Annotated in this window: 18 protein-coding genes; 16 read left to right on the forward strand and 2 right to left on the reverse strand. The window is 68.5% G+C overall.

What is annotated here, in order from left to right; all coding sequences use genetic code 11:
* Positions 1–27: 27 nt before the first annotated feature.
* From ABLG96_RS05835 to nuoN, 11 genes are all read left to right on the forward strand, one after another.
* On the forward strand, positions 28–1,326 hold the full coding sequence (locus ABLG96_RS05835) for an NADH-quinone oxidoreductase subunit D (protein ID WP_353651392.1): 1,299 nt from the start codon (positions 28–30) through the stop codon (positions 1,324–1,326).
* Positions 1,327–1,439: 113 nt separating this feature from the next.
* On the forward strand, positions 1,440–2,138 hold the full coding sequence (gene nuoE, locus ABLG96_RS05840; protein ID WP_353651393.1) for an NADH-quinone oxidoreductase subunit NuoE: 699 nt from the start codon (positions 1,440–1,442) through the stop codon (positions 2,136–2,138).
* A gap of 76 nt (positions 2,139–2,214) precedes the next feature.
* Positions 2,215–3,498, forward strand: coding sequence for an NADH-quinone oxidoreductase subunit NuoF (gene nuoF, locus ABLG96_RS05845; protein WP_353651394.1), 1,284 nt, complete (start codon positions 2,215–2,217; stop codon positions 3,496–3,498).
* Positions 3,498–5,984 carry an NADH-quinone oxidoreductase subunit G gene (locus ABLG96_RS05850; RefSeq protein ID WP_353650449.1) on the forward strand — a complete coding sequence of 829 codons (2,487 nt, stop codon included), beginning with the start codon at positions 3,498–3,500 and terminating at the stop codon, positions 5,982–5,984. Before nuoF ends, ABLG96_RS05850 begins: the two co-directional genes overlap by 1 nt.
* Positions 5,981–7,426, forward strand: a complete 1,446-nt coding sequence (gene nuoH / locus ABLG96_RS05855) for an NADH-quinone oxidoreductase subunit NuoH (protein WP_353650450.1) — start codon at positions 5,981–5,983, stop codon at positions 7,424–7,426. The genes ABLG96_RS05850 and nuoH overlap by 4 nt, the downstream gene beginning before the upstream one ends.
* A 1-nt stretch (position 7,427) precedes the next feature.
* Positions 7,428–8,039, forward strand: coding sequence for an NADH-quinone oxidoreductase subunit NuoI (gene nuoI / locus ABLG96_RS05860; protein ID WP_353650451.1), 612 nt, complete (start codon positions 7,428–7,430; stop codon positions 8,037–8,039).
* Complete coding sequence (locus ABLG96_RS05865) at positions 8,036–8,926, forward strand: NADH-quinone oxidoreductase subunit J (RefSeq protein ID WP_353650452.1); 891 nt, start codon at positions 8,036–8,038, stop codon at positions 8,924–8,926. The genes nuoI and ABLG96_RS05865 overlap by 4 nt, the downstream gene beginning before the upstream one ends.
* Positions 8,923–9,222, forward strand: coding sequence for an NADH-quinone oxidoreductase subunit NuoK (gene nuoK, locus ABLG96_RS05870; protein WP_353650453.1), 300 nt, complete (start codon positions 8,923–8,925; stop codon positions 9,220–9,222). Before ABLG96_RS05865 ends, nuoK begins: the two co-directional genes overlap by 4 nt.
* Before the next feature lie 13 nt (positions 9,223–9,235).
* On the forward strand, positions 9,236–11,158 hold the full coding sequence (nuoL, locus tag ABLG96_RS05875) for an NADH-quinone oxidoreductase subunit L (protein WP_353650454.1): 1,923 nt from the start codon (positions 9,236–9,238) through the stop codon (positions 11,156–11,158).
* 32 nt (positions 11,159–11,190) lie between these two features.
* The gene (locus ABLG96_RS05880; protein ID WP_353651395.1) at positions 11,191–12,936 is read left to right on the forward strand and encodes an NADH-quinone oxidoreductase subunit M; all 1,746 of its coding nucleotides are present in this window, start codon (positions 11,191–11,193) and stop codon (positions 12,934–12,936) included.
* On the forward strand, positions 12,933–14,531 hold the full coding sequence (gene nuoN, locus ABLG96_RS05885; protein WP_353650455.1) for an NADH-quinone oxidoreductase subunit NuoN: 1,599 nt from the start codon (positions 12,933–12,935) through the stop codon (positions 14,529–14,531). Before ABLG96_RS05880 ends, nuoN begins: the two co-directional genes overlap by 4 nt.
* A gap of 21 nt (positions 14,532–14,552) precedes the next feature.
* Here the strand turns inward: nuoN and ABLG96_RS05890 are convergent, their stop codons facing one another.
* Positions 14,553–14,933: a type II toxin-antitoxin system death-on-curing family toxin gene (locus ABLG96_RS05890; RefSeq protein WP_353650456.1), complete on the reverse strand. Its 381-nt coding sequence runs from the start codon at positions 14,931–14,933 to the stop codon at positions 14,553–14,555.
* Positions 14,930–15,133, reverse strand: a complete 204-nt coding sequence (locus tag ABLG96_RS05895) for a ribbon-helix-helix protein, CopG family (RefSeq protein WP_353650457.1) — start codon at positions 15,131–15,133, stop codon at positions 14,930–14,932. The genes ABLG96_RS05890 and ABLG96_RS05895 overlap by 4 nt, the downstream gene beginning before the upstream one ends.
* A gap of 131 nt (positions 15,134–15,264) precedes the next feature.
* On the opposite strand from ABLG96_RS05895, the gene ABLG96_RS05900 reads away from it, so the two are divergent.
* The 5 genes from ABLG96_RS05900 (at position 15,265) to ABLG96_RS05920 (ending at position 19,801) form a co-directional block, all read left to right on the forward strand.
* Positions 15,265–16,260, forward strand: a complete 996-nt coding sequence (locus tag ABLG96_RS05900; RefSeq protein WP_353650458.1) for a polyprenyl synthetase family protein — start codon at positions 15,265–15,267, stop codon at positions 16,258–16,260.
* A 233-nt stretch (positions 16,261–16,493) separates the two neighbouring features.
* A complete protein-coding gene (locus tag ABLG96_RS05905) occupies positions 16,494–17,297 on the forward strand; it encodes an SGNH/GDSL hydrolase family protein (RefSeq protein WP_353650459.1) in 804 nt (267 codons plus the stop codon).
* Positions 17,298–17,395: 98 nt separating this feature from the next.
* Positions 17,396–18,352, forward strand: coding sequence for an EamA family transporter RarD (rarD, locus tag ABLG96_RS05910; protein ID WP_353650460.1), 957 nt, complete (start codon positions 17,396–17,398; stop codon positions 18,350–18,352).
* Positions 18,353–18,414: 62 nt separating this feature from the next.
* On the forward strand, positions 18,415–19,332 hold the full coding sequence (locus ABLG96_RS05915; RefSeq protein ID WP_353650461.1) for a sulfurtransferase: 918 nt from the start codon (positions 18,415–18,417) through the stop codon (positions 19,330–19,332).
* A gap of 13 nt (positions 19,333–19,345) precedes the next feature.
* Positions 19,346–19,801, forward strand: coding sequence for a SufE family protein (locus ABLG96_RS05920; RefSeq protein ID WP_353650462.1), 456 nt, complete (start codon positions 19,346–19,348; stop codon positions 19,799–19,801).
* Positions 19,802–19,858 lie beyond the last annotated feature (57 nt).

Below are 19,858 nucleotides of genomic sequence, written 5' to 3' on the forward strand. Positions count from 1 at the left end.
CGCGAGACCAGGACCACCGAGGGGCGGATGTTCACCGTCACCGGCGGCGACTGGGATGACCTGGTCGCCGATGTGGCGGCCGGGCCGGCGGACGGTACCGGTGATTTCAGCGACGAGCGGATCATCGTCAACATGGGACCGCAGCACCCGTCGACGCACGGGGTGCTGCGGCTGATCCTCGAACTCGAGGGCGAGACGGTCACCCAGGCGCGTTCGGTGATCGGCTACCTGCACACCGGGATCGAGAAGAGCTGCGAGTACCGGACCTGGACCCAGGGTGTCACCTTCGTGACCAGGGCGGATTATCTCTCGCCCGCGTTCAACGAGGCCGTCTACTGCATGGCCATCGAGAAGCTGCTGGACATCGAGGTGCCGCGACGGGCCGAGTTGATCCGGGTGCTGCTGATGGAGCTCACCCGGATCTCCTCGCACCTGGTCGCCCTCGGTACCGGCGGCATGGAACTCGGCGCGCTGACCGGCATGACCGCCGCGTTCCGGGAACGCGAGGAAGCTCTGCATCTGATGGAGTACCTGACCGGTCTGCGGATGAACATGGCCTTCATCCGACCGGGCGGGATCGCCCAGGACATCCCCGAGGGCTCGATCGAGCGGATCGGTGCGTTCATCGAGATCATGGACCAGCGACTCCCCGAGTACGACAAACTGCTGACCGGGCAACCGATCTGGAAGGGCCGGATGGAGGGCGTCGGCATCCTCCCGCTGGAGGCATGCCTGCAGCTCGGCATCACCGGGCCGATCCTGCGGTCGGCCGGGTTGGCGTGGGACCTGCGCAAGACCATGCCGTACTGCGGCTACGAGACCTACGACTTCGAGGTACCGACCGCCACCGAGGCCGACTGCTTCGCGCGGTTCCGGCTGCGGGTTGCCGAGATGCACGAATCGCTGAAGATCATGCGGCAGTGCGTGTCCCGGCTGGCCGAGCCCGGCCCGGTGATGGTCGCCGATCGCAAGATCGCCTGGCCCGCCCAGCTCGCGCTCGGCGCGGACGGGATGGGTAACTCGCTGGAGCACATCCGGCGGATCATGGGTCAGTCGATGGAAGCGCTGATCCACCACTTCAAGCTGGTCACGGAGGGCTTCTCGGTGCCGGTCGGTCAGGCCTACGTCGGCATCGAGAACCCGCGCGGCGAACTCGGTTGCCATCTGATCTCCGACGGCGGTACCAGACCGGTTCGGGTGCACCTGCGGGACCCCGGATTCGTGAACCTCCAGGCGATGCCGGCGATGAGCGAGGGATCGATGATCGCCGATGTCGTGGCGGCGGTCGCCTCGATCGACCCGGTGATGGGAGGAGTGGACCGGTGAGTGTGACGAACGGACTGGGCTTCGACGAGAACGCAACCGAAGTGGGGGAGCAGCAGTTCGCCTCCCGCCGCGGCCACGACCGGATCTCCGCACCGCACTTCCTGCGGACCGGGATGATCTTCGATGCCGCCACCCACGAGCAGGCGGCCGAGATCGTCGGACGCTACCCGCAGCAACGGTCGGCGCTGCTGCCGCTGCTGCACCTGGTGCAGGCGGTCGAGGGATGCGTCACCGCCGATGGGATCTCCTTCTGTGCCACGACTCTCGGTCTCACCGGAGCCGAGGTCGAGGCCGTCGCGACGTTCTACACGATGTACAAGCGCACGCCCTGCGGCGAGCACCTGGTGAGCGTCTGCACGAACGCGCTGTGCGCGGCGCTCGGCGGCGACGACATCTTCGCCCGACTCTCGGCCAAGCTCGGCATCGGACACGAGGGAACGGCAGGGACCCCGGGGCAGCCCGGATCGATCACCCTGGAATCCGCCGAGTGTCTGGCTGCCTGCGACCACGCGCCGGTGGTGACGGTGAACTACGAGTTCTACGACCAGCAGACCCTCGACTCCGCTGAGGAAATCGTCGACGAGCTGCAGGCCGGTCGCCGGCCGGAGCCGACCCGCGGTGCTCTGCTCACCGACTTCCGCACCACGTCCCGGGAGATCGCCGGCATCTACGGAGATCTCGCGGGCACCGTCGACACCCCGACGGCGAGCCCGGAGACGTTGCGGGGCAACGTGATCGCCGAGGACCTGCGGCAGACCGCCCCCGCCATGCCGGAGAGCTACGAGATGCCACCCCTGCCGGAGAAGAAGTGAGGACGCAGCCATGACGACTCCTGACAGGGCCCCCCAGGACAAGGCGGCACCGCCGGCTCCGACCGGGCCGGCGGTGATGACGCCGGTGCTCACCCGCCGGTGGTCCTCGCCGCGTTCGTGGGCGATCTCGACCTACCGCAAGCTCGACGGCTACAGCGCGCTGACCGATGCGCTCAAGACCGAACCGGGCCGGCTGGTCGAGCTGATGAAGAACTCCGGGCTGCGCGGTCGCGGCGGGGCCGGCTTCCCGACCGGTCTGAAGTGGTCGTTCCTGCCCGCTCCGGACGGCGGCCCCCGCTACCTCGTGATCAACGCAGACGAAGGAGAACCGGGGACCTGCAAGGACATCCCGCTGATGATGGCCGACCCGCACTCGCTGATCGAGGGCTGCATCATCACCTGCTACGCCATCGGCTCATCGTTGGCGGCGATCTACATCCGCGGCGAGGCGGTCCAGGCGCTGCGCCGCGTCACCCAGGCGGTCCGGGAGGCCAGGGCGGCCGGCTTCCTCGGCACGAACATCCTGGGCACCGGATTCGACTGCGACATCGTCGTGCACGCCGGTGCGGGTGCCTACATCTGCGGCGAGGAAACCGCGCTGCTCGACTCACTGGAGGGCCGGCGCGGACAGCCGCGACTCAAGCCCCCGTTCCCTGCCGTCGCCGGGCTGTATGCCCGTCCCACCGTCGTCAACAACGTCGAGACCATCGCGTCGGTGCCGGCCATCGTGTCCGGCGGCTCGGACTGGTACCGCAAGATGGGCACCGAGAAGTCGCCGGGGCCCAAGATCTATTCGCTCTCCGGACACGTCACCAGGCCGGGTCAGTACGAGGCGGCGATGGGCACGACGCTGCGGCAGCTGCTGGAGGCCGCGGGCGGCATGAAGGACGGCATCCCGCTGAAGTTCTTCACCCCCGGTGGAAGCTCGACCCCGATCTTCACCCCCGAGCACCTCGACGTGCCGCTGAGCTTCGACGACGTCGCCGCGGCCGGCTCGATGCTCGGCACCACCGCGTTGATGTGCTTCAACGAGACGGTGTCGGTGCCGTGGGCGGTCTGGAAGTGGCTGGAGTTCTACAAGCACGAATCGTGCGGCAAGTGCACCCCGTGTCGGGAGGGCACCGGCTGGTTGGTGCAGATCCTGCGTCGGGTGGTGAGCGGCCGCGGCACGCTGCAGGATCTCGACGTGCTCACCGATGCGGCGTCCAACATCCAGGGCCGCTCGTTCTGTGCGCTGGGTGATGCCGCAGCCACCCCGATCCTGAGCAGCTTCAAGTACTTCCGGCACGAATTCGAGGATCTGGTCACCGGCCGCATGCCGCCGGTCGTCCGGACCGAGCAACTGGTGGGGGCCCACTGATGACACTCGCAGCACAGAAGCCGGGTGCGACCGGCGAACAGCCGGAGAAGCCGCCGGTGCCGGAGGGTCACGTCCGGTTGGTGATCGACGGCGTCGAGCTCGACGCCCCCAAGGGTGAGCTGGTGATCCGCACCGCGGAACGCATCGGCATCGCCATCCCACGCTTCTGCGACCACCCGCTGCTGGACCCGGTGGGTGCCTGCCGGCAGTGCCTGGTCGAGGTGGAGATGGGTGGCCGGCCGATGCCCAAGCCGCAGGCTGCCTGCACCCAGGCCGTCGGCGACGGGATGGTCGTCAAGACCCAGCTCACCTCCCCGGTGGCGGACAAGGCGCAGCGCGGGAACCTCGAGTTCCTGCTGCTGAACCATCCGTTGGACTGCCCGGTCTGCGACAAGGGCGGTGAGTGCCCGCTGCAGAACCAGACGATGAGCAACGGCAACGTCGAGACCAGGAACGTCGACGTCAAGCGGGTGTTCGAGAAGCCCATCCCGATCTCGACCGAGATCCTGCTCGACCGCGAACGCTGTGTGCTGTGTCAGCGGTGCACCCGCTTCTCCGACCAGATCGCCGGCGACCAGTTCATCGATCTGCTCGAGCGCGGGAACAAACAGCAGATCGGCATCGGCACCGGTTCCTCGGGTGACGAGCCGTTCCAGAGCTACTTCTCCGGCAACACCATCCAGATCTGCCCGGTGGGTGCGCTCACCTCGGCCGCATACCGGTTCCGGTCCCGGCCGTTCGACCTGGTCAGCACCGACGGCATCTGCGAGCACTGCGCCGACGGCTGCAGCCTGCGCATCGACCACCGCAAGGGTGAGGTCACCAGGCGGCTCGCGGGCAACGATCCTGCGGTCAACGAGGAGTGGAACTGCGACAAGGGGCGCTTCGCCTTCACCTACGTCGGCACCGACCGGATCACCGCGCCGCTGGTGCGCGGCGCCGACGGTGAGCTGCACGAGGTCTCCTGGACCGAGGCGATGACGGCGGCCGCTGTCGGCCTGAGCGCCGCCCGCGACCGCGCTGGGGTCGGCGTCCTCACCGGCGGCCGGCTCACCGTGACCGACGCCTATGCCTATGCCAAGTTCGCGCGACTCGCGTTGCGCACCAACGACATCGACTTCCGAGCCCGGATCGGTTCAACCGAGGAGGAGTTCTTCCTCGGCACCAGGGTCGTCGGCGTCTCGCCCGAGAGCGGAGCCACGCTGCTGGGCCTGGAGCAGGCGAAGCACGTCCTGCTGGTGGCGCTGGAGCCCGAGGAGGAGAGCCCGATCCTGTTCCTGCGGCTCCGCAAAGCTGCGCGCAAGGGCCTCAAGATCTCGGCCGTCGCGCCGCTGGCCACCCGCGGCCTGCACAAACTGTTCGGCGCGCTGCTGCCGGCCGCCCCCGGTGCGGAAAGCGCTGTGCTGCAGCAGCTCTCCGGCGACGAGCGGCTGACCGGAGCGGGATCCGTCATCCTGGTCGGTGAGCGCGCAGCGGCCACCCCCGGCCTGCTCACCGCGGTGGCGGCACTGGCCGACGCCACTGGCGCGACGCTGTCCTGGGTTCCCCGGCGAGCAGGGGAGCGCGGCGCCCTCGCCGCCGGCGCGCTGCCGTCACTGCTGCCCGGTGGTCGTCCGGTGTCCGACCCGGCTGCCCGCGCCGAGCTGGAATCCCTGTGGGAGACCGACCTCCCGTCAGCTCCCGGCCGGGACGGCGCAGCGATCCTGGCTGCCGCGGCCGCCGGGCAGCTCGGCGGGCTGCTGGTCGGCGGGGTCGACCCGGCCGACCTGCCGGATCGTGAACTGGCGCTCGCCGCCCTGGATCGGGCCGAGTTCGTCGTCAGCCTGGAACAGCGACACACCGCGGTGACGGTGCGGGCGGACGTCGTCTTCCCGGTCGCCGCGACGGCGGAGAAGTCCGGTGCCTTCCTCAACTGGGAAGGCCGGGTCCGCTCCTTCGGGGTGGCCACCCGCAAGGCCGGCATGCTCGACGACGGACGGATCCTGGACACCCTCGGAGTCGAGATGGACGTCGACCTGTTCACCCAGTCACCGGCCGCCGCAGCCGCTGAGATCGATCGGCTCGGACTGTGGAGCGGCGCAGCCCTCGCAGCACCGACCGGCGCCGTGCCCGCTGGCCCGACGACCGGTTCGGCGCCCGATCAGTTCTCGGGTGGTCTGCTGCTGGCCACCCATCGCACCGCGATCGACGGTGGCAGCCTGCTGGTCGGCGAGCCGCACCTGGCCGGCACCGCCAGGGAGCCCGTCGCCCTGATGGTGACCTCGACGGCCGTCGCGCAGGGTCTGGCCGGGGTGCTGTTCGTCAGCATCACCGGGGCCGGTGGTTCGCTGGTACTGCCGCTGCGCACGGTCGCCGACGACTCGATGACCCCGGACACGGTCTGGGTGCCCGCGCGCATCCCGGGTCTGGACGCTGCACTGACCGCCGGCGCGCGACCGGGGGCGCGGGTACTCGTGGCACCACACACCATCGGGGAGAGCTCATGATCGCAGCGATGACCGTCGGACTGGCCGCCGCAGCCGAGGTCGGTCCTGCGCCGGACGGGTCGGTGACCGCGCTGCTGGCCGGTGATCCCTGGTGGCTGATGCTCTTCAAGAGCGTCGCGATCTTCGTCGTCCTGCTGCTGCTCACGCTGTTCGCGATCTGGTTCGAGCGCCGCGTCGTCGGTCGCATGCAGCACCGTCCAGGACCGAACTGGAACGGCCCGTTCGGGTTGCTGCAGTCGCTCGCGGATGCGCTCAAGCTGCACTTCAAGGAAGGCATCATCCCGAAGAACGCGGACAAGTTCGTCTACATCGCCGCGCCGGTGATGTGTGCGATCCCGGCCTTCCTGGTGTTCTCCATCATCCCGATGGGCGGCCAGGTGTCGATGTTCGGCCACCAGACCGCACTGCAGCTGGTCGACCTGCCCGTCGGTGTACTGGCGGCCCTGGCCTTCGCCTCGATCGGCGTCTACGGCCTGGTGCTCGGCGGCTGGGCCTCCGGCTCCACCTATCCGCTGCTCGGTGGTCTGCGCTCGGCGGCCCAGGTGGTCAGCTACGAGATCGCGATGGGCCTGTCGTTCGTCGCCGTGTTCATCTATTCCGGCACGCTGTCGATGGCCGGGATCGTCGAGCAGCAGGCGGGCGGCTGGTACATCTGGCTGCTGCCGGTGTCATTCATCATCTACTGCATCGCGATGGTCGGTGAGACCAACCGGGCCCCCTTCGACCTCCCCGAGGCCGAGGGCGAGCTGGTAGGTGGCTACAACACCGAGTACACCTCGATGCGCTTCGGCCTGTTCTTCCTGGCCGAGTACATCAACATGATCAACGTCTCGGCGATCGCCACCACCCTGTTCCTCGGCGGCTGGCGGGCACCGTGGCCCATTTCGATCTGGTCAGGTGCGAACACCGGCTGGTGGTCGCTGCTGTGGTTCCTGGTGAAGGTGCTCATCTTCCTGTTCGTCTTCGTCTGGCTGCGCGGGTCACTGCCCCGGGTGCGCTACGACCAGCTGATGCATCTGGGCTGGAAGGTGCTCGTCCCGGTCTCGCTCGGCTGGATCATGCTGGTCGCCACCGCCAGGGTGCTCAACAACTCGACCGACCTGACCACCCGCGAGGTCATGTTGTGGATGGGCATCCCGCTCGCGATCGTGCTGATCGTCGTGGCGGTCTGGCCTGCACGGAAGACCGACGACGACCTGACCGACGACGAGATCGACGCCAGGCTCGAGGCGGAGGGCAAGATCCAACCAGTCGGGCACGGTATCGAACGCGGCGCCGCGGTCGCGCCCGCGCTGGGCAGGTACCCGATCCCGCCGCTCGACCTCGTCGTCCCCCGACCCCCGGGTGGCGGGCGCAGAGCCGTCCCGGTCAGCAGCGACGGGGATGCCATCGCTCCCACCCAGTCCCACGACACCGCCCACGACACAGCAGGAGGCTCGTGAAATGTCGTTCCTCGACCCGGTCAAGGGGTTCGGTGTCACCTTCGCGACGATGTTCAAGAAGGTGGTCACCGACGACTACCCGCGCAAGCCCGAGCAGCCTGCGGCGCGCTGGCACGGACGTCACCAGCTGAACCGCCATCCGGACGGTCTGGAGAAGTGCGTCGGTTGCGAGCTGTGCGCCTGGGCATGCCCGGCGGACGCGATCTTCGTCGAGGGCGGCGACAACACCGACGACGAGCGGTACTCACCCGGTGAGCGGTACGGGAAGGACTACCAGATCAACTACCTGCGCTGCATCGGTTGCGGACTCTGCATCGAGGCGTGCCCGACCCGCGCGCTGTCGATGACGAACGAGTACGAACTGGCCGACGACGACCGGCAGCGGCTGATCTACACCAAGGACATGCTGCTCGCGCCGCTGGAGCCGGGGATGGAACAGCCGCCGCACCCGATGCGACTCGGCGACGCCGAGGACTACTACGCCTTCGGACCGCAGTTCCTTGCCGATCCGACCTTCCGGCCGCAGGGCAGCCACCCGGCGACGATCCCGGCAGGCCCGGAACCGTTGCCGCAGCAGGCTTCCGGCGCGAACTCCGACGGTGGTATGAGATGAACACAGGCGCTGAGCAGGTGATGTTCTGGATCCTCGGCCCCCTCGCGCTGCTCGGCGCGGTCGGGATGGTCTTCGCCAGGGTTGCTGTGCACTCCGCGCTGTGGCTGGTGATGACGATGCTCAGCCTCGGCGGCATCTACATCCTGAACCAGTCGGAGTTCCTCGGCTTCGCCCAGATGATCGTCTACACCGGCGCGATCATGATGCTGTTCCTGTTCGTGCTGATGTTGACCGGGCGGGACGCCGGCGACTCGGTGATCGAACTGCTGCGCGGACAACGAATGGCGGCGACGATCCTGGGGATCGGTCTCGTGGCGCTGCTCGTCACGGGGCTGCTGCGGTCACTCCAGGGCGCGCCCAGCCTCGGGCTGAACGCCTCGCTCGCCGACCGCGGTCCGATCGGATCGATCGCCGCGGCCATCTTCACCGACTACCTGTTCCCGTTCGAGCTCACCAGCGCCCTGCTGATCACCGCCGCGCTCGGCGCGATGGTGCTGGCACACATCGAACGCAAACCGTCCGAGCGTCGGACCCAGCGGCAGCGGGTGTTGGAGCGGATGCGCTCCGACCGGATGTCGCCGCTGCCCGGCCCCGGCGTCTTCGCCACCTCGTCGTCCAACGCCACCCCGGCGCTGCTGCCCGACGGATCCATTGCGCCGGAATCACTCTCGCCGCTCGTCGAGCAGTCGGTCGCACAGGGCGTCGTGCGCCGCTACGCCACCGGCGCGATGCTCGCAGAGCTGGAGTCGGGTGGACATCCGCGCCGGCCGGACGCCGGGAGCGCCGATCCGACGGTGGTCGACATGTCCGAGATGCCGGTCGTCACCGACGATTTCGTCGAGGCAGACGGCGCCGACGGTGCCGCCGACCGGGGGGCCCGGCGATGACGGCCACCCACTACCTGGTGCTCTCGGCCCTGTTGTTCGGCATCGGTGCCGTTGGCTTCCTGGTGCGCCGCAACGCGATCGTGGTGTTCATGTGCGTCGAGCTGATGCTCAATGCCACGAACCTCTCGCTCGTCACGTTCTCCCGCATGCACGGCAACCTCGACGGGATGGTGATGGCGTTCTTTGTGATGGTCGTCGCCGCCGCCGAGGTCGTCGTCGGGCTGGCGATCATCATGTCCATCTTCCGGAGTCGACGCAGTGCATCGGTCGACGACGCCAACCTGCTGAAGTTCTAGGGGGCTCCACCGGATGACATCCGATTACGTGAATGCCACCGGTCTCTCCTCGGTCGCCTGGCTGCTGCTCGCCCTGCCGTTGGCGGGCGCGGCGATCCTGCTGATCGGCGGCAGTGCGCTGGACAGGATCGGCCACCTGCTCGCGACACTGATGGTCGTCATCGCGTTCGGGATCGGGCTGGCGCTGTTCTTCCAGCTCGACGCACGGGGGACGCACCTGCAGCTGTTCGACTGGATCCCCTCCGGCGATCTGGACATCGGCTTCGGGCTGCAGCTCGACCCGCTCTCGCTGACCTTCGTGCTGCTGATCACCGGGGTCGGTGCGCTGATCCATGTCTATTCGATCGGCTACATGGCGCACGACCCGGAGCGTCGCAAGTTCTTCGCCTACCTCAACCTCTTCGTCGCCGCGATGCTGCTGCTGGTGCTCGGCGACGGCTTCGTGACGCTGTACGCCGGCTGGGAGGGTGTCGGCCTGGCGTCGTACCTGCTGATCGGGTTCTGGTCGGACCGTCCGTCCGCGGCCACCGCCGCCAAGAAGGCGTTCGTGATGAACCGGGTCGGCGACGTCGGCTTGGCGCTGGCGATCTTCCTGATGTTCCGCGAGTTCGGCACCACCAGCTACGCGGGGGTCTTCTCCCAGCTCGGTGACGCCTCCTCCGGCACCATCACGACGCTCGCGCTGCTGTTGCTGCTGGGTGCCTGCGGTAAGTCCGGTCAGGTGCCGTTGCAGGCCTGGTTGCCGGACGCGATGGAGGGCCCGACCCCGGTTTCGGCGCTCATCCACGCCGCGACGATGGTGACCGCCGGCGTCTATCTGATCGCGCGCAGCGCACCGCTGTACGACCTGACCCCCGATGGACAGCTGGTGGTCTGCATCGTCGGTGCGGTGACGTTGATGCTCGGGTCGATCGCCGGCTGCGCGAAGGACGACATCAAGAAGGTGCTGGCCTACTCGACGGTCAGCCAGATCGGCTACATGTTCCTGGCCGTCGGCCTCGGCAGCGGTGTCTACGGGCTCGCGATCGTGCACCTGCTGACGCACGGCTTCTTCAAGGCGGCGCTGTTCCTCGGCGCCGGCTCGGTGATGCACGCGATGAACGACGACGTCGACATGCGCCGGATGGGCGGCCTGGCCCGCCGGCTGCCGATCACCTTCGGCGTGATGATGTGCGGCTACCTGGCGATCATCGGGTTCCCGTTCCTGTCGGGCTTCTACTCCAAGGACCCGATCATCGAAGCCGCGTTCGCCGCCGGTGGGACGAAGGGCTGGGTGCTCGGTGGGGCAGCGCTGCTCGCTGCCGGGCTGACGGCGTTCTACATGAGCCGGATGATGATCATGACCTTCTTCGGCGATGCCCGGTGGAAGGAACTGCGCTCGGCCGACGGTCGTGAGTACCACCCGCACGAGTCGCCGCCGGTGATGACGATCCCGATGATCCTGCTGGCCGTCGGTGCGCTGGGGGCCGGCGCGTTCCTGGCCATCGGCCACCGGTACGTCGAATACGTCGCCCCGGTCGTCGGCGCGTTCACCGAGGAGCATGGTCCGCTCTCGGCGCTCGCCATCACGGTGCTCACCCTGGTGCTCGTCGCGATCGGCGTCGTCGCGGCGTTCCTGCTGTTCGGCCGCCGCAGCGTGCCGGTGACGGCGCCCGCACACGTCTCGCCGCTCGTGCGGTGGGCGCGCGCCGACGTCGGGGGCAACGCCGTCAACGAGACCCTGGTGGCCCGGCCCGGCATCTGGCTGACCAGGATGTCGGTCTACACCGACGCCAAGGGCATCGACGGTGCGGTCGGTGGGCTGGCCGCCGGACTCGGTGCGCTGTCGAACGGCTGGAAACGCTGGCAGAACGGCTTCGTCCGCTCCTATGCACTCTCGATGATGGCCGGCGCCGTCGTTCTCGTGCTGGCCCTGATCGTGGTGAGGTACTCGTGAGTGGCTCTGCATTGAATCCGTTGCTGCCGTTGATGATCGGCCTGCCGTTGGTGGGTGCGCTGGTGATGATGTTCAGCAAGAACCTGCCCGTGCGCACCGCGAAGTTCATCGCGTTGGGGTTCTCCCTGCAGCCGCTCGTGCTGGCCGTGCCGCTGTGGATCGCACACCGCAACAGCCTGCCGGTGCTGGCGTCCGCGTGGACCGCGAACCCGCCGACAGCCACGCCACCCGGCACGTTGTCGTTGTTCTCCAGCACCTTCTCGGTCAACTGGATCCCGGCGTTCGGGGTCCGGTTCTCGCTCGGGGTGGACGGCATCTCGCTGGTGATGATCGCGCTGATCGCCTTGCTGGTGCCGATCGTGCTCGGCGCGTCGTGGGAGGAGAAGCTGCCCGCCGGCCGGTCGATCAACGGCTACTTCGGCCTGCTGCTGGCCCTCGAGGGCGCGATGATCGGTGTCTTCGCCGCCACCGATGTCTTCCTGTTCTACGTGATGTTCGAGGTCATGCTGATCCCGATGTACTTCCTCATCGGCGCCTACGGCGGGGTCCGGCGCACCTACGCCGCCACCAAGTTCTTCCTCTACTCGCTGCTAGGCGGCCTGATGATGCTGGCCAGCCTGATCGGGCTCTACGTGGCCAGCGCCGACATCAGACCGGAGGGCGGCACCCTCGACTTCGCCGAACTGCGGGCCATCGCCTCGCAGATCCCGTTGTCGACCCAACTGTGGATCTTCGCCGGCTTTGCCCTGGCGTTCGCGATCAAGGCGCCGCTGATCCCGTTCCACACCTGGCTGCCCGATGCCGGTGCCGAAGCACCCACCGGGGCCGGAACGCTGCTCGTCGGTGTGCTGGACAAGGTGGGCACCTTCGGCTTCCTGCGGATCTGTCTGCCGTTGCTGCCGGCTGCTTCCCACAAGCTCGCCTGGTTGTTCCTGCTGCTGGCCGTCATCGGCATTCTCTACGGCGCGATCGTCGCCGCCGGGCAGACCGACATCAAACGGTTCGTCACCTACACCTCCATCGCACACTTCGGCTTCATCGCCATGGGCTGCTTCGTCTTCACGACGCAGGCCGTCTCCGGTGCCGTGCTGTACATGGTCAACCACGGTCTGGCCACGGGTCTGCTGTTCCTGCTCGTCGGCATGCTCACAGCGCGCGGTGGCAGCCGTCAGTTGGCCGACTACGGCGGCGTCTGGAAGGTGGCGCCGATCATGGGTGGGTTGTTCCTGATCGGCTCGCTGGCCACCATCGCCGTGCCGGGGACCAACTCCTTCATCTCCGAGTTCCTGGTGCTCATCGGCTCCTTCCGCACGCAGCCGGTCTGGGCTGTCCTGGCGACCATCGGCATCGTGTTGGCCGCCGTCTACATGCTGTGGATCTTCCAGCGGGTGTTCACCGGGCCGGTCCGCGGCAGTGCCGTGCTCGGCATTCCGGCAGCGTCCGACATCGCCGGTGGCGGAGCCGTTCCGGCGATGCAGACCTCGCAGCGGGCCTCGGCGCCGTCGGACCCGCGCCGGGTCGCCGTCGCCGAGCCGCACACCGATGCGCACACCGAGGCGCACGCGGCTCCGCAGCCGAAGGCGCTCTGGGGTGATCTCTCGAAGCGGGAGATCGCCGTGCTGACCCCGCTGGTGGTACTGATCGTGTTCCTCGGGGTGTACCCGAAGCCGGTGCTGGAAGTGATCGACCCGGTGGCCGCCCGCACAGTCGTGGACTCCGGGAGCCCGGTCGACGCCAGCAGCCAGCAGTACCTGATCGGACAGGAGGCCGGTCGGTGACCGCCACGCAGTCGTTCCAGCAGTTGGCCACCCCGCTCGCCCGAGCGGCCGTCGACCCGATCGTCGCCCCGGTCGTCGATCTGCGGGCGGTCCTGCCGCTGCTCATCGTGCTCGGCGGCGCCGTGGTCGGTGTGCTGGTGGAGGCCGTCGTCGGGCGTCGGAACCGTTACGGCGCGCAGGTTCTCGTCACCGTGGCCTCGATCGTCGGGGCTGGTGTGTTCACCGTCATCGGCGGCACCCAGCACCGGTACGCGCTCACCTTCTCGGGTGCGATCGCCGTGGACAGTGGGACCTACGTGATGTGGGGCGTGCTGCTGGTGCTGGCCCTGGTGTCGGTGCTGCTGATCGCCGACCGGGTGTCGGAGCCGGGCGGCGCCTTCGTGGCGCAGGCGGCGATCCGGGTCGGATCGGTCAAGGACCGGGAGGCCACCGCGCTCGCCGCCCCGATGCAGACGGAGGTGTTCCCGCTGACCCTGTTGGCGGTCTCCGGGATGCTCGTCTTCCCGGCTGCCTCGGACATGCTGACGCTGTTCATCGCGCTCGAGGTGCTCAGCCTGCCGCTGTACCTGTTGTGCGGCCTCGCTCGCCGCCGCCGGTTGATCAGCCAGGAAGCCGCCGTCAAGTACTTCCTGTTGGGCGCCTTCACGTCCGCGATCCTGCTCTACGGCATCGCGCTGCTCTACGGCTACGCAGGTTCGCTGACCTTCGCGGGGATCCGGGCTGCGGCTGCGGCCGGCACCGGCTCGGACATCCTGCTGCTGCTGGGCATCGCGCTGCTGCTGGTCGGGCTGCTGTTCAAGGCCTCGGTCGGGCCGTTCCACCTGTGGACCCCCGACGTCTACCAGGGTGCGCCAACGCCCATCACCGCATTCATGGCGGCCGGCACCAAGCTCGCGGCTTTCGCCGCGATGCTGCGGGTGATGTGGTCGGCACTGGAGCCGATGGTCAGCACCTGGCGGCCGGTGCTGTGGGTGGTGGCGATCGCCTCGATGGTGATCGGCGCCGTCCTGGGCATCACCCAGAACGACATCAAGCGCATGCTGGCGTACTCGTCGGTCGCGCACGCCGGATTCCTGATCCTCGGCGTGATGGCGCTGACCCAGCGCGGTGCGTCCGGGATGATGTTCTACCTGCTGACCTACGGCCTGGCCACCATCGGTGCGCTGGCCATCCTGACCCTGGTCCGCAAGGGCGACGGTGAGGCGAACCAGGTCAGCGACTGGGCGGGGCTGGCCAAACGATCACCCGCGCTCGCCGCTGCGATGAGCCTGTTCCTGTTGTCGTTCGCCGGGATCCCGTTGACCAGTGGGTTCATCGGCAAGCTCAGCGTGTTCACCGCCGCCTCGCAGCAGGGCATGGGCCCACTGGTGGTGGTGGCGATGGTGGCGACCGCGATCACCGCGTTCTTCTACCTGCGGATCGTCGTGCTCATGTACTTCTCCGAGCCGCAGACCGGTGCGGGCGCCGCGCACGTCGTCGTCCCGGGTGTGCCGACGACCGTCGTGCTGGTGGTGTGCGCGTTGGCGACGGTGGTGCTCGGCATCGTCCCGTCGTGGGGCCTCGACCTGATGACGGTGGGGCAGCTGATCTACTGAGCGTCGGCTGCTGTCCCGAGGTCAAGCGCGCCGGAGGTGCTCGTCGAACCAGGACCTCATGTCTTGCAACGAAAGCTCACCGGAAGCGGCGGCGATGACGAAGTCGTAGGCTTCATCCTCCGTGTGGGCGAGTTCCGCCCCGTTGATCGCCAGGAAGGTCCACGTCAGGACAACGGCCAGTCGTTTGTTGCCGTCCAGCAGAGGATGGTTGCGAACGAGCGACTCGAACATCGCGGCCGCTTTCGTCGCCAGGTCCGGGTAGGCATCGTCCCCGAACACTGTGGTGCGGGGACGGGCGAGCGCTGATTGCAGCAGTCCCACATCGCGGATGTGGAACCCCAGCTTGTCGACGATCGCGAACGCCTCGTCGTCGGTCAGGAACTCCGGCTCGGGGTCCGTCACCGTGAGAGGCGATCGAGCAGACCTTCGTGGTCACCCACGATCCGGTTTGCGATGGCGATGGTTCGATCGATACGGCGACTTCGGTTGACGTACTCGAGCGCCGCACGCTCCATCAGCTGCTGCTTGCTGAGGTTCTGTGCCGCTGCCACCTCACGCACCGCAGCATCCAGTTCGGGGTCGAGTCGAATCGTCATGGCCATCCCAGTATGATACCAGTATGATACCAGTCAGTTCCTTTCCGGGGACGATCCTCGTCAGCTGTCGATCGGGACGGCCCGGTGTCGCCATTGTCGCACCTGGGTCCAGCCAGCACTGACATAAAGTTGACAGCGTGAACGCCTCCGTCGCCCTGGCCGGTATCGAACTGACCGACCCCGACCTGTCGACGCGCGTCGCGGACGGGCTCGCCAGGGTCGAATCGCTGCTGCACCGTGAGCTCGCGAGTGAGTTCTCCTTCGTCACCGAGGCCGCGTCGCACCTGATGGATGCGGGCGGCAAGCGGTTCCGCCCGCTGTTCACCCTGGTCGCCGCCGGGGTGGGCCCACAGCCCGACAACGAGGACGTGATCGTCGCCGCAGCGGTCACCGAGCTGATCCACCTGGCGACGCTCTACCACGACGACGTCATGGACGAGGCAGACCTGCGGCGCGGGGCGAAGTCCGCCAACGCCCGCTGGGACAACTCGATCGCAATCCTGACGGGCGACTTCCTGTTCGCCCACGCCTCCCGACTGGTCGCCGGACTGGGGCCGGACGCGGTCCGGATCATCGCCGAGACGTTCGCCGAACTGGTGACCGGCCAGACCAGGGAGACCGTCGGCCCGTCCGTCGGCCAGGACCCGATCGCCCACCACCTGCGAGTGCTGGATGAGAAGACAGCAGCACTGATCGACACCTGCGGTCGGTACGCCGGCATCTTCTCCGGGGCCACCGAGCAGCAGATCGGGGCGCTGCGCCGCTACTCGCGGGCGATCGGCGTCGCCTTCCAGATCTCCGACGACATCCTCGACCTCACCTCGACCGACTCCGGCAAGACGCCGGGGACCGATCTGCGGGAAGGGGTGCCGACCCTGCCGGTGCTGTTCACCCTCGCCGACCCCGACGCGGACCCGCGCCTGACGCAGCTCGTCTCCGGACCGATCGCCGACGATGCCGGGATCGCCGAGGCCCGTGAGTTGTTGCGTGAGTCGACCGGCATGCGGCGCGCCAAGGACGTGCTGGGCGACTACGCCTACGCCGCCCGCGCTGCGCTTGCCGACCTGCCGCCGTCGAGTTCGGTGGACGCGCTGGGCTCGCTGCTCCCGTTCGTGGTCGACCGCACGCACTGACGGTCCCCGCGACACTGACGGTCCCGCGACACTGACGGTCCCGCGACGCTGACGGTACCGCGACGCTGACGGTCCCGCGACAATCACGGTCCCCCCGTGACACCGACGGTCCCGCCACCTGGATGCGGCGAAGCCGCGATGGGCCGGCGGCCGGTCAAGACGTGATCTTCCTCGTTCACCTTCGCCTGCTACAACCAGAAGTGAACAGCAGGTGACAGAACAGGAAACGCACGGTGCACTCCACCATCTCCCGATTGATCGTCGTCGGCGACAGCATCGCCGAGGGTCTTGACGACCGCTGGCCCGACTCTGAGGTCTACCGCGGCTGGGCGGACCTCGTCGCAGGCCGCCTCGCGCAGGACCAGCCCGAGCTGGAGTACGCCAACCTCGCAGTGCGGGGCAAGCGCCTCGACCAGATCGTCGACGAGCAGTTCCACCGTGCGCTGGCAGCCCGGCCCGACATGATCGCCCTGTTCGGAGGCGTGAACGACCTGCTGCAACGCGGCCATCAGCCGGTCGTCATCGAGGCTCGCGTCGACGACGCGGTCGCGCGACTCACCGCCGGCTGCCCACTGGTGGTGGTGTTCACCGTGGGGGACGTCTCCCGGCAGACCCCGATGTTGCGCGCACTGCGCCCGCGGCTCGCCGCCCTGAACGCCGCGGTCCGCCGGGCAGCCGCCGCGCACGGCGCGCTGGTCGTCGAGCTGGAACACCTGGTCGGGATGAACGATCTGCGGTACTTCGGCGCCGATCGGTTCCACCTGTCCGCTGCCGGCCACCGCAGGGTGGCTGCCGAGGTATTGCGAGCGATCGGCGTCGAGCCGGATCCGCGCTGGAGCGCACCGCTGGACGGCGCGCCGGTGGTGCCGGACTGGCGCTCGCACCTCGGCTGGATCCGGAGGCAGGTGGTGCCCACCGTCACGTCGCGGATCCGCAACGTGGTGGTCGGCCGGACGCCGGGCGACGGCTTCGCGGCGAAACGTCCTGTTCTCGCCCGGGTTTCCGGATCCTCGACCGACCTGACGCCGGCGGCCTGACCCGCGGCTCGTAGGGTGCGCAGTGCCTCTCGTGTCCCTCGCCTTCCTTGCCCACACCCCCGCCATCCCGCCAGCCCACCCTTGCAGGAGCCCTGACCGTGTCCGCTGCACCGCGTGAACGGACTCCCGCGGAGGCCGAGGCCCGGATCGGTCTGCTCGCTGGGCTGGCCGCGTATGCGTCCTGGGGTTTCTTCCCGCTCTACTTCCGCCTGGTCCGATCGGCCGGAGCGTTCGAGATCCTGGCGCATCGGGTGCTGTGGTCGTGCCTCACGGTCGCGCTGATGGTCACGGTCGTCCGGAAGTGGCCGGGTGTGCGCACCCTGTTCACCACAGCGCGGTCGCTGCGCACGCTGGCGCTGGCCGCAGTACTGGTGAGCATCAACTGGGTGGTCTACATCTGGGCGGTCAACAACGACCACGTCCTGGAAGCGTCGTTGGGCTACTTCATCAACCCGCTGGTGACGGTCCTGCTGGGGGTGGTGGTCCTGAAGGAGCGGCTCCGCCCGCTGCAGTGGGCAGCGGTCGGGACCGCCGCGGTTGCGGTGCTGGTGATCGCCGTCGGGGCCGGGACCCCGCCCTGGATCGCGCTGGCGCTCGCGTTCTCCTTCGGCAGCTACGGCCTGGTGAAGAAACACGCGAACGCCGGTGCGCTGGAGTCGCTGGCCGTCGAGACCACGGTGCTGACGCCGCTGGCGCTGGGCTTCCTGGTGGTGCTGACCGTCTCCGGGCAGTCGACGTTCACCTCCCAGGGAACCGGACACCTGCTGTTGCTCATCTCCACCGGCCTGGCCACCTCGCTGCCGTTGATCGCCTTCGGTGCTGCCGCGACCCGGTTGCCGCTGACCGTGCTGGGTCTCCTGCAGTACCTGACCCCGATCACCCAGTTCGTGATCGGCGCGGTGGTGCTGCACGAGCAGCTGTCGACGGCTCGTTGGGTGGGCTTCGTGCTGGTGTGGGTCGCCCTGATCGGCTTCACGCTCGACCAGCTCGTCCATCGCCGTCGAGGCCGCGGCGGACGAGGAACACCCGCCGGGCCTGCCGGGTTGCACCGATGAAACGCTGGACAGGCGTCCACACCCGCCAGGCACCAGACATCAGCACCGGAGGTTCTCTTCAGATGAGCACGGCGATCGGCACCGACCCCGACCAGAAGTTCGCGCAGTACGCGCATCCCGAACGACTCGTCTCCACGCAGTGGCTGGCCGAGCACCTCGGTGAGCCCGGTCTGGTGGTGGTGGAGAGCGACGAGGACGTGCTGCTGTACGAGACCGGGCACATCCCCGGCGCGGTGAAGGTCGACTGGCACACCGAGCTCAACGATCCGGTGACCCGCGACTACGTGGACGGCGCGGGCTTTGCGGAACTGTTGTCCCGCAAGGGGATCAACCGCGACGACACCGTCGTCATCTACGGCGACAAGTCGAACTGGTGGGCTGCGTACGCGCTGTGGGTGTTCACCCTGTTCGGCCACGCAGACGTCCGCCTGCTCGACGGTGGGCGGGCGAAGTGGCTGGCCGAGGAGCGGGAGATCACTCGCGAGGCGCCGAAGCCGGCCCCCGGCGCATACCCGGTGGTGGCCCGCGAGGACGCGCCGATCCGGGCTTTCCTGCCGGAGGTGCGCGAGCACCTCGGTGCCGACCGGAAGGGTCGGCCGCTGATCGACGTGCGCAGCCCTGCGGAGTACTCAGGCGAGCGCACCCACATGCCCGACTATCCGGAGGAGGGTGCCCTGCGCGGTGGACACATCCCCGGCGCGGCGTCCGTCCCGTGGGCCAAGGCTGCGAACGCCGACGGCACGTTCCGCTCGGCGGACGAACTGCGGGTGCTGTACGAACAGGAGCAGGGACTCGCCCCGGGCGACGACGTGATCGTCTACTGCCGGATCGGTGAACGGTCCAGCCACACCTGGTTCGTGCTGGTACACCTGCTCGGATTCGACCGGGTGCGCAACTACGACGGCTCCTGGACCGAGTGGGGCAACGCGGTACGGGTGCCGATCGCCGTCGGCAGCGAGCGAGGAGCGTCATCCGCATGAGGACGGAGTTGCTGTGACCGCCGACCAGCTGCCGCTTCCCGCCGGTCTCGCCCAGATCGCGGAGGAGTTCGCTGAGCTCGCCCCGTCCGACAGGTTGCTGATGCTGCTCGAGTTCTCCGACGGCCTGCCGGCACTGCCGGCGGCCCTGGCGGAGCACCCCGAGCTGTTGGAGCCGGTGCCGGAATGCCAGTCGCCGATCTTCCTGGCCACCGAGGTGGACGGCACCGGGCCGACCGCCACCGTGTCGCTGTTCTTCTCGGCGCCTCCGGAGGCGCCCACGACGCGCGGCTTCGCCGGCATCCTGCACGAGGGTCTCGACGGTCGCCCGGCATCCGAGATCGTGGCTGTCCCGGCCGACTTCCCGCTGCGGCTCTCGTTGACCGATGCCGTCAGCCCGCTCCGGCTGCGGGGGATGAGCGGCATGCTGTCGCGCATCCAGCGTCAGGTGCACCAGCGCGCGCAGCTCTGAGCTCCGGGTGACTCCGGCATCAGGTAGTTGTAGCACGAACTGTTCGTGCAATCATGA

This window comes from Nakamurella sp. A5-74 (assembly GCF_040438885.1).
Lineage (GTDB): Bacteria > Actinomycetota > Actinomycetes > Mycobacteriales > Nakamurellaceae > Nakamurella.